The sequence below is a fragment of the Flavobacterium aestuarii genome, from assembly GCF_040049115.1.
GTDB classification, from domain to species: domain Bacteria; phylum Bacteroidota; class Bacteroidia; order Flavobacteriales; family Flavobacteriaceae; genus Flavobacterium; species Flavobacterium aestuarii.
In genome coordinates this window covers 1-9,559 of the sequence record NZ_JBDLZZ010000033.1, presented here as the reverse complement: position 1 = coordinate 9,559, position 9,559 = coordinate 1, and the positions used below count along the sequence as shown (strand labels likewise).

Genomic DNA, 9,559 nt, shown 5'->3' with positions numbered 1-9,559 from the left:
TTTGAGGACAGGTTTTTTGCCTTGCAACTATCGAAAAAAGAGGTTTTTTCACAGCCTGACGTTCTCGCGCTACAAGCAGTTTGGGACTAAATTAAGCCCATTATTCGGATTTGCCAAATCTTCCAAATACAAACCAATTTTCCATTAAGCCTAATACCCAAATTGCTTGTAGCGTGTGTTGGGCGTAGTGCTTATTTTCTCAGGCTATTTAACGACAAATATTATGTCTGTTAATGCTGTAAATGTTTTTGTTTTACCTTTGAATTCAAATTCCACTTTTAGGTCTTCTGTTTTTTTCGTTTTGAAGTTGTCCAAATAGTTTAGGATTGTAGGTTTTAAAAGGTCGATATTTCTTTTCAATTTCCACGAGTTTGTAAAGTCGTCCGTGTCAACCAATACAAGAAACAAACGGTTTTCTGAACCGAAACGCATTTCTCCTTGATTTTCATAAAGCCAAGTAGCTAATATTTTTGGGTTATCTTGTACTTCTTTTAAAATTTCTAATTTTTCGTCTTTTAAAGTTTTAAGAACTTCTAAACAGAAATCATCGTTTCTGTCTTTCATTTTCTCAACTATTTCGTAGAAAATGTCTCCTGGTTTTGCCGTTTTGTCAAAAATAATTTTGGCTTCTGTTGCTTTCTTTTTTAGAAAAGTTAGTTCAACAGGCAATCCTTTTTCTTTACGTTTTGTTTTTATATATTCCGCAGGTAAGTATGTGACTTTCAAATCAAATGGTATATCGTTAATGAAAAAGTCAACACTCTTGATTTGTCCGACTGTTGGCAGAACCTCTGTGTGAGATTTAAAGATATGTTCGATTAAAATACTGCTCCAATGGTTGTACCAACTATTTAAAACATAACCTTGAACAGCTACACTAATTTCTGTTTCAAATTTGGAAAGTAAGTTTTCATAAGAAGGGTTTTGAACTTTTACATATCTGCTTACCAAATATTTGTCTAATGAATTTTGATAATCTCCGCCCCAATCAAAATTCTTTAGTTTGTATAATTCTGATACGAGTTGCGCTGTGTTAAGAGCTCCAACTTGTTTCGTATTTTCCGATTTAATGAAGTTGTCAAGAATTTGATTTGAATTAATTACATCAGTGCTCAATATGCCAAATAATTCAACGAATTGTTTGGCAAGTGCAGTTTCTTTCAGAGTAATATTGTTGATTTTTAAAAATTCAGCAATAAGTTCTTTTCTGCTAATTGATTTTGTCTTTAGCCATAAAAGACCAATATTATCATTACTAAACTCTTCGAGTTCTTCGTTTTTATGTAATTTATCCCAATAATTAAAGTCCTTCATTTACTAATTGTTCTTTATGGTTACTTGAAACGAAATGCTTTTTTTTAGTACTACAAACAAATAGTATTTCTTGGCTACCTGCAACGCTTCCTTTTCCGCCTCTTCCGTTTTGATATGTTTTTGCTTGTACTGTTACATTCCTGTACTTTGAAATTAATTTTTCAAATTCTTCAATCCCTGGATAACTTCTATTGTTGTAGCTAATTAACCAATTCGGAATTTCTTCTGATAATTCAAATAGTTTTTCAAAAGAAGATATAACATCTCTTTTTTTGTCAAAACCGCTAAATCTTTGAGGTTCATAACGTTTTATGCCATTTATAAATTCTTTGTCTTTCCAATACTCCGTATAAGTTTCTAACAAATGATAAAATCCTTGATAATCTGCGTGGCTATCACAATAAGGTGGGTCGAAATATGCCAAATCAACATTTTCTATATTAGGTAATAGTTCTAAAATATTTTGGTTGAAACTCTGATTATCTTGCTTATTATCAAAAATAGCATCATTGTATTTCGGAAGTAATTCTTCAAAAATTTCTTTGACTGGTCTTATTAAGCTTCGGTTTCGTTTAATTCTTTCTGGGTCGCTTGCATAGACCAAAGCTTGTGTATGACCAAAATGACCCATAGTTATTTTTCGGGTCATACTTCTATTGATAACCGTAAAAGCAAGAGCTTGCTTAAATTCGTTTTCTAATAATGAAATATTTGCTCTGAAATTATCTAAAAACTGTGCCTCTTCTTTTTCAAAAAATACATTTGTAAATGTATTTTCAATTAAGTCAAATTCGTTTTTGTTTTTTGCAGGCTGAAAAAGAATATCTAAATCTGTTTTGTCTAATTTGGTAGACTTGTTTTCAATTAAAGCTTTGCCAATTTGATTATTAAAATTTAAAAAATCGTTTGTAATTACTTTGCATCCTTGTTGTTTCAATAAATAGCCAACAGATTGTGAACCGGCAAAAGCATCAAGTGCAGATTTTGTGTTTTTAGGTATAAATTGATTTATCCAAGACAAAAGAGTGTGTTTGGCTCCTAAGTATTGAGGTTCAGGAAATTGATGATTAAAATATTGATATTCTTCAAAAAGCATATTTAAATTTTATAAAATTCTACAAAAAACAAAGATAAGTTGTTTTTCTGGGGACTCTTTAATCATCCGATGTTTTTTTAGCATTACGCCCAACGTCCCCTTGCTACAAGAGGTTTGGGGTTAAATTAAGCCTTATTTTCGGATTTGGCTAAACATCCCAAATACAAGACCATTTTCAAATTAAGCCAATTGCCCAAATCTCTTGTAGCAAGTGTTATGCGGGGGTTGTTTTGGCGAAATTACAATTTAACCGCAAATTTTTCACGCTTCTGTTGGCACATTCCAATTTTCACGTTTCTGCTTTTCGGTTCGCAATTTTCAATTTATTTTTAATTTCTTCGCAATGCTTTTTAGTTTTCTGTTGGCAAAATCCAACTTTCACGCTTCCGCTTTTCAGACTTCTACTTTCCGTTTCGGTTTTTCGTTAGTTTGTTGTCAGATTTCGACTTTCCGACTTCTGTTGGCGATTCCAATTTTCACGCTTCTGCTTTTTTAAGTTTCTGCGAGCTACAAACTTCATTTCCAAATTGGATTCGTCTGCGTAATTTCGGCACAACTCCCGCATAACGTCCCCTTGCTACAAGAGGTTTGGGGTTAAATTAAGCCCTATTTTCGGATTTGCCAAAACTCCCAAATACAAAACCATTTTTAAATTAAGCCAATTGCCCAAATCTATTGTAGCAAGTGTTAGGCACTGGCTATTTATTTCTTTCCACCGAATAATCTCGACAGAAAACTTTGTTTCACTCGTTTTTCAACTATCCAAATTGGTTCATCATTCGGTCTTATGATTTTTGTGTTCGGTCCTGATTTACCCCAAGGAAATCCTGTTTTTATAGGTTGATTCGTCAAGTCTGCCACTAAAAACATTTCTGGCAGTTCAACTTGTCCGTTTTCAAAGTCATAATCTTTTTCATTTTTTTCCATTATTCCGACTTTTTCGCTCCAAATATCCATTACGGTCTTTTCGTGAATAATATCCAAGTTGGATTGATTTCCTTTTTGTCCGAACTCGTCAACGTGTTTTATGAACTCCGTTAAATTTTCAGAGTGTTTTACAACGACAGATGGGTCGTGACAGACATAATAAACTGAATTCCAAATTCCCTTAGAGTCAATATCTAAAATCCAAAAATTCCCAAATCCATCTCCTGCAAGCTGGATTGATTTTGGAAACATTTCTTCAAATCCAAAATGACCGAACGCATCAAAACGTACTTCTTCAAGTCCATAAAACTCAAAACCTTTGCTGAATCTTAATAATTCTTCGATTTCATTCGGTAAGTTGTTATCTGGAAGCTGATTTTTCAAGTTTTCTATTTCACTGTCGGTCATTCCGTTCAGCAATTCTACCTTATACAAATCTCCGTCTTCCGATTCGTATTGGTTGGAAAGGATTGATTGTAATTGTTGTTTCGGTGTCATATTTCTGTTCGTATTGTTTTAGCTTGTGCCTAACGTTCCCTTGCTACAAGAGGTTTGGGATTAAAGTAAGCCTTATTTTCGGATTTGCAAAACATCCCAAATACAAAACCATTTTTAAATTAAGTCAATTGCCCAAATCTCTTGTAGCAAGTGTTACTGGAGGCTTGTTTTTGACGAAATTACAATTTAACCGCAAACTTTCAAGCTTCTTTGTCAGTGGTATTTTCAATAATAAATTATGGATTAATTAAGATTGTTTAATACATAAAAAACTCTATCAATTTCTTTTTGGTAAACTTCGATAGGCAAATTAGGAAAATTAATGTCTGGAAGTGGCAAGTTCGTTTTTGCAAACTCATAAGCCTCACTTAAACCTAATGTAGCATCATTATAAAATTCATGTATGTTTTCTCTAGTTTTAATTTCACTTAGCGGTATTTCGTAGACTGATATCGCAGTGAGAATTTCGTGTTCCTTGCTGTTATAAAATTCCACAAGAATATACTTCTTGGTAATTTTCAGTTGCAATTTATTGTTTAAGATAAATGGAGATTCAGTTCTGAAATCAATCCTTGATTCACCAGGACCTTCAATGGCTGGAAAATCTAATGCTGATAAGTTATATTCTATTCTATAATGTCTTGCGTTCATATAATTAAAGTTTATTCAAATGAAATTTGATGGAATCATGATTCAAAATTACCGCTGTTACTGGAGGTTTGTTTTGTCGTAATTAAAATTTAAACGTAAGCTTTTCACGCTTCTGCTTTTCACATTCCAATTTTCACGTTTCTACTTTTCGGTTTGCAATTTTCAGCGCAACGCTTTTCAGTTTTTTCTGCTTTTTCAAATTCCAATTTTCACGCTTCTGCTTTGAATTACCTGCGCGAACAAATGATTATTTTCAAATTGTTTTCTTCTGCGTAATTTCGGCACAAGTCTCCAGTAACGTTCCCTTGCTACAAGAGGTTTGGAGTTAAATTAAGCCTTATTTTCGGATTTGCCTAAACTTTCCAAATACAAGACCATTTTTAAATTAAACCAATTGCCCAAATCTATTGTAGCAAGTGTTAGCGGTAGGCATTTTGCTCTTTTGATTTTGTTATCTTCAAAAAAACGTACACTATGGTAAGTCCTAAAATTTCACCAAACAAAATGTTTCGCGGAAATTTTAAGTCTTCCATAGTTATTAGTGTTGAAAATCCAAGCGTCTTTTGAGAATCTAATTCTGATTTCAATAATGAGAATCTAATGGCAACAAATGTTACGATTATTAATAAAAGTAAAATAACTGAAATGATTTTTGAGTTACTTTTTTCTGTTTTAGTTTCTTTCCAAATAATATTAGTCACAATTGGTGAAATTCCACAAATTATTGCAAATTCCAGTGTATGCATAAACTGTGTATTCATTTGACTGAATGATAAATTATAGCTTTTAAAACTTTCTAATGCAAAATTTTCTATATAGCTAAATGATAAAAACCCTAATATGAAACAAAGAATTGAAATGAAAGCTAAGTAAATATATTTTCTCATTTTACGATTGTTTTTGTTGTGAGCAGTCGGATGCTTACCGCCAACGTCCCCTTGCTACAAGAGGTTTGGGATTAAATTAAGACCATTTTTCGGATTTGCCAAATCTTCCAAATACAAAACTATTTTTAAATTTAGCCTAATGCCCAAATCTCTTGTAGCAAGTGTTAACTGTAGCTTGTTTTACTAAAGTCTTATTCTTTGGTCAAATAAAAGTATAAATACAATTACCCAAACTATAGAAATCAAAAGCGTTAATTTTGCCTCCTTGTCAAATTTCGCATTTTGTATTTCTATTAATATTAATTCTGGGTCTGTTGATTCAATTTCAATTAAACTAGTCCCTGCTATTATATCTCCAAGTCTTCTTTTAGGATTTACTAATAAAAAAATTACTTCTATCATCCATATTGGAGCTGTAACATTTCTTAACATACATTTCAGTTTACTTGCTTGTTCATTTGTCTTTACATCAACTACTTTAAAACCTAAAAATCTGTGAACTGCACTTTGTCCTCCAAAGAAATCTTTGTTAATTATAGCTACCATCATTAAGCTGAATGATATTGAAAAAATAATGTCTGTCCATACAAAACTAGCTTGATTTGGATTACCGAAACTAATTTTCGGAATCATTGAGATAATTAATATTGGAAAAAATATTACAGGTATATTCCACATTTCAAGAATTAACGATTTAAATCGTTTGTTCCATTCTAGAAGCGAAAAATTGCTTTGCAAATACATTTTCACAAATCGATTAAACATTACAAACTTCAATATTCTCATTATTTTAAAAATTTTATTTGATGTTTATTTGTGGTTTCGTTGGTGTCAAGTTACAGTTAACGTCCCGTGGCTTTGCTTAGTGGCTGATAAGCAAGCCTAAATTATTGAATTAAAAACAAATTTTACAAACACAAAACAGTGCTGAAATTTTGCCTAATACAGCCGTTGAGCAAAGCCACTGTTATAACTCGTTTTTATGAACGAAAATACAATTAAATTTAAAACTATTCAACTTATTAATGGACTAAAATATATGTCTGAAAAAAACGTTGATGACGCAAAACATATAATTTGTTCTGATTTACAAATTGAAAAAACAGAGGAAAACTTTAATATAATTGAAAATGCAATTAAGACTTATTTCAAAACCATTGACTCTTTTTTATTATGAATACAGTATATTTTCAACCAAAAGGAATTAATCCAAAATATTGTGAAGTAGGTATGATTTCGGAAACTGACCCTGAATACATTTGGTATTTAGATGAACCTTGTAAAATTATAATTAGTGAGGTTAAAATCATTGAAAAAGAAAACGTTATTTTAGACAAAAAAAGTCGTCTTATTATGGTTCGCCAAAATGAGTTATAACGGTTCGTAGCCTTGTGCTGGTGGCACGATTCAAGACCAATGACAGCAAAAATAAAACAATAATTAAGACTATCCGAGTCATTTCGGACACAAAACCAACTGCCACTAGCTCAAGACTACTGTTAGTGATAGTTCTTTTAAACTAAATTTTATGACACTAGAAGAAAGATTAAACGAGACAATTGAAAAAAAAGAATACAAAATTGAAAAACTAAAAGGAGAAATAGCAGAATTAAAAAATACTGCTGATTTAAGGAATTTAGAATGGCAAAAACACGAATATTTTAAAGAAAGTGAATTGCAAAAAAAAACTACCATTTCCTAGATTAGAAATGAGATTTAGTCGAATTAAAAACGCAGGAGATAATTGGTATAATGTCATTTGGATTTATGGAATAGTTTACAAGCATTTTGCAGAAACGTACAATGATACAATGTTGTTTATTCCTATTTCAAAAACAACTTCAAATGGTGGAAATGGAGCTTTTGAATCTCATTTTAAAGATGGTAAATTAGATACTCCATTTAGAGATGGAGTACATATCAAAGCAGATAGTAAGATTTTTAATTTACCTGCTTTTATTATTTGTGAAGAAATGAATATTTCACAAGAATTAATTTTAGATACCGACCTTTCTGATTATCTTTTGAAGATGATTCGTGTTTAGAATTATCACTAACGTTCCCTTGCTACAAGAGGTTTGGGATTAAATAAAGCCTTATTTTCGGATTTGCCAAAACTCCCCAAATACAAAACCATTTTTAAATTAAGCCAATTGCCCAAATCTCTTGTAGCAAGTGTTATGGGCTGTTTATTTAGGTTTTGTTATCGCTTTTTTGTTTTTTATTTCACTTTCTGCATTTCAAATATTTCATTTTAGCAAGCTTTCAACAATCGCTATTAAAATCATAATTCCTGCAACAATTCCACCAACTATTAGATACAATTTCATTGCTTTTTTTTCATCTCGATAATCCGAAGCTGTAATTGTTTCTGTATGAGCAATAATTCCGTTTTCTGTAAAAATTTTATCAAGTTTTATTCTGTCGGCATCTAATATAAAATATCTAATTCCGTTTTCAAACATTGGTTGATTTTCTATATCACTATAATATTCAATATTTTGATTTTCTAATTCATTTTCAAATATAATCTTGTCTTTCGGCAAAACGTATATTTTCAAATGCTCTTTGAATAATATTTCAGGATTGTTTTTCGTCACTTTTCGGTTTTTAAATAGCCCATAACGTTCCCTTGCTACAAGAGGTTTGGGATTAAATAAAGCCTTATTTTCGGATTTGCCAAAACTCCCCAAATACAAAACCATTTTTAAATTAAGCCAATTGCCCAAATCTCTTGTAGCAAGTGTTATGGGCTGTTTATTTAGGTTTTGTTATCGCTTTTTTGTTTTTTATTTCACTTTCTGCATTTCAAATATTTCATTTTAGCAAGCTTTCAACAATCGCTATTAAAATCATAATTCCTGCAACAATTCCACCAACTATTAGATACAATTTCATTGCTTTTTTTTCATCTCGATAATCCGAAGCTGTAATTGTTTCTGTATGAGCAATAATTCCGTTTTCTGTAAAAATTTTATCAAGTTTTATTCTGTCGGCATCTAATATAAAATATCTAATTCCGTTTTCAAACATTGGTTGATTTTCTATATCACTATAATATTCAATATTTTGATTTTCTAATTCATTTTCAAATATAATCTTGTCTTTCGGCAAAACGTATATTTTCAAATGCTCTTTGAATAATATTTCAGGATTGTTTTTCGTCACTTTTCGGTTTTTAAATAGCCCATAACGTGTTGCTACTACAGCGGGTTTGGGTTTAAATTAAGACCATTTTTCGGATTTGCCAAATCTTTCCAAATACAAAACCATTTTTCCATTAAGCCTATTGCCCAAATCCGTTGTAGTAGCGGTTATGCGTTCGGCTTTTTTTCTGTTAAGCGAGTTTGACAAAGTTATCTTCGAGTTTCACGTTAAAATTAATCTCAGCTTTTAATGCTCTGAATACTTTCAAAACTGTGTCAATTGTCGCACTATTAGCACTGCTTTCAAGTTTAGAAATTTGAGATTTTTGTACTCCAACAAGTTTGCCAAGTTCTTCTTGTGTTAGGTGACGTTCTTGTCTTGCAGATTTAATCATTTTCCCCAATACGTCCATACGAAGTTCATACTCGTATTCGTCACGCTCTTCAGTTCCTATTTTACCAATATATTTGTCTTTCATTTCGGCTAGCGAATACGTTTTGATTTCTTTAGTTGCCATAGCTTACTTTTTTTGTTTGTTATTAAAATATTTTTCTCTCAGTCTTTCGGCTCTATTAATTTCGTTTGCGGGTACTTTGTCAACTTTTTTAATAAAGCCATGTGTAGCGATTACCAAGGTTTCTTTATTGTCAGACTTATCCCAAAATGCGAGTAATCGAATTTGAAGCCCGACAAACTTTGTCCTCAGTTCCCAAATGTCATTTTGTAGTTTTTTAAACAATTTGGGGTCGTTTGTTTGTTCAGCAAGGTCAATATTATAGAAGATTTTTTTGATAGTCTTTGGGTCGAGTTCAGATATAAACTCATTTGCTTCTTCCATAAATCTTGTTTCAAAATATTTCATTTGTATTTCCTTTGTTAAACTGAACAAAGATAAAAAAAGTTTCTAAATTTGGAAACAATTTTCTTTAAAATGTCGATTCTTAGTTTTTTAAGCTGACGCATAACGTCCCGTCGCTACACGAGGTTTGGGATTAAATTAAGACCATTTTTCGGATTTGCCAAATCTTCCAAATACAAG

At 31.5% G+C, this 9,559-nt stretch carries 14 protein-coding genes; 4 read left to right on the top strand and 10 right to left on the bottom strand.

From position 1 onward, the window contains the following. Positions 1 to 204: 204 nt before the first annotated feature. The 6 genes from ABEG11_RS18770 to ABEG11_RS18745 form a co-directional block, all read right to left on the bottom strand. On the bottom strand, positions 205 to 1,314 hold the full coding sequence (locus tag ABEG11_RS18770; RefSeq protein ID WP_348825726.1) for a hypothetical protein: 1,110 nt from the start codon (positions 1,312 to 1,314) through the stop codon (positions 205 to 207). Then, positions 1,301 to 2,410: a DNA adenine methylase gene (locus tag ABEG11_RS18765; protein WP_348825725.1), complete on the bottom strand. Its 1,110-nt coding sequence runs from the start codon at positions 2,408 to 2,410 to the stop codon at positions 1,301 to 1,303. The genes ABEG11_RS18770 and ABEG11_RS18765 overlap by 14 nt, the downstream gene beginning before the upstream one ends. Before the next feature lie 702 nt (positions 2,411 to 3,112). Then, positions 3,113 to 3,835 (bottom strand): SMI1/KNR4 family protein, encoded by a 723-nt coding sequence (locus ABEG11_RS18760; protein WP_348825724.1) that lies wholly within the window; start codon positions 3,833 to 3,835, stop codon positions 3,113 to 3,115. A 243-nt stretch (positions 3,836 to 4,078) separates the two neighbouring features. Then, complete coding sequence (locus ABEG11_RS18755) at positions 4,079 to 4,486, bottom strand: hypothetical protein (RefSeq protein ID WP_348825723.1); 408 nt, start codon at positions 4,484 to 4,486, stop codon at positions 4,079 to 4,081. A 419-nt stretch (positions 4,487 to 4,905) separates the two neighbouring features. Beyond that, complete coding sequence (locus tag ABEG11_RS18750) at positions 4,906 to 5,373, bottom strand: hypothetical protein (protein WP_348825722.1); 468 nt, start codon at positions 5,371 to 5,373, stop codon at positions 4,906 to 4,908. 183 nt (positions 5,374 to 5,556) lie between these two features. Beyond that, positions 5,557 to 6,159 carry an RDD family protein gene (locus tag ABEG11_RS18745; protein ID WP_348825721.1) on the bottom strand — a complete coding sequence of 201 codons (603 nt, stop codon included), beginning with the start codon at positions 6,157 to 6,159 and terminating at the stop codon, positions 5,557 to 5,559. A 196-nt stretch (positions 6,160 to 6,355) separates the two neighbouring features. Between ABEG11_RS18745 and ABEG11_RS18740 the strand changes: the two genes are divergently transcribed. The 4 genes from ABEG11_RS18740 to ABEG11_RS18725 all read left to right on the top strand — a co-directional run bounded on the left by ABEG11_RS18740 (position 6,356) and on the right by ABEG11_RS18725 (position 7,418). Continuing rightward, positions 6,356 to 6,550, top strand: coding sequence for a hypothetical protein (locus tag ABEG11_RS18740; RefSeq protein WP_348825720.1), 195 nt, complete (start codon positions 6,356 to 6,358; stop codon positions 6,548 to 6,550). After that, entirely contained in the window at positions 6,547 to 6,750 is a 204-nt protein-coding gene (locus tag ABEG11_RS18735; protein ID WP_348825719.1) for a hypothetical protein, read from the top strand. Before ABEG11_RS18740 ends, ABEG11_RS18735 begins: the two co-directional genes overlap by 4 nt. Positions 6,751 to 6,901: 151 nt before the next feature. After that, positions 6,902 to 7,075 carry a hypothetical protein gene (locus ABEG11_RS18730; RefSeq protein ID WP_348825718.1) on the top strand — a complete coding sequence of 58 codons (174 nt, stop codon included), beginning with the start codon at positions 6,902 to 6,904 and terminating at the stop codon, positions 7,073 to 7,075. 7 nt (positions 7,076 to 7,082) lie between these two features. Continuing rightward, positions 7,083 to 7,418 carry a hypothetical protein gene (locus ABEG11_RS18725; protein WP_348825717.1) on the top strand — a complete coding sequence of 112 codons (336 nt, stop codon included), beginning with the start codon at positions 7,083 to 7,085 and terminating at the stop codon, positions 7,416 to 7,418. A 204-nt stretch (positions 7,419 to 7,622) separates the two neighbouring features. On the opposite strand, the gene ABEG11_RS18720 is transcribed toward ABEG11_RS18725, so the two are convergent. The 4 genes from ABEG11_RS18720 to ABEG11_RS18705 all read right to left on the bottom strand — a co-directional run bounded on the left by ABEG11_RS18720 (position 7,623) and on the right by ABEG11_RS18705 (position 9,382). Next, on the bottom strand, positions 7,623 to 8,078 hold the full coding sequence (locus ABEG11_RS18720; RefSeq protein WP_348825716.1) for a hypothetical protein: 456 nt from the start codon (positions 8,076 to 8,078) through the stop codon (positions 7,623 to 7,625). Between the two features lie 112 nt (positions 8,079 to 8,190). Further along, on the bottom strand, positions 8,191 to 8,541 hold the full coding sequence (locus tag ABEG11_RS18715; protein WP_348825715.1) for a hypothetical protein: 351 nt from the start codon (positions 8,539 to 8,541) through the stop codon (positions 8,191 to 8,193). Positions 8,542 to 8,710: 169 nt separating this feature from the next. Next, positions 8,711 to 9,037 (bottom strand): helix-turn-helix domain-containing protein, encoded by a 327-nt coding sequence (locus tag ABEG11_RS18710; protein ID WP_348825714.1) that lies wholly within the window; start codon positions 9,035 to 9,037, stop codon positions 8,711 to 8,713. Positions 9,038 to 9,040: 3 nt separating this feature from the next. Continuing rightward, a complete protein-coding gene (locus tag ABEG11_RS18705) occupies positions 9,041 to 9,382 on the bottom strand; it encodes a type II toxin-antitoxin system RelE/ParE family toxin (RefSeq protein ID WP_348825713.1) in 342 nt (113 codons plus the stop codon). Positions 9,383 to 9,559: the final 177 nt, after the last annotated feature.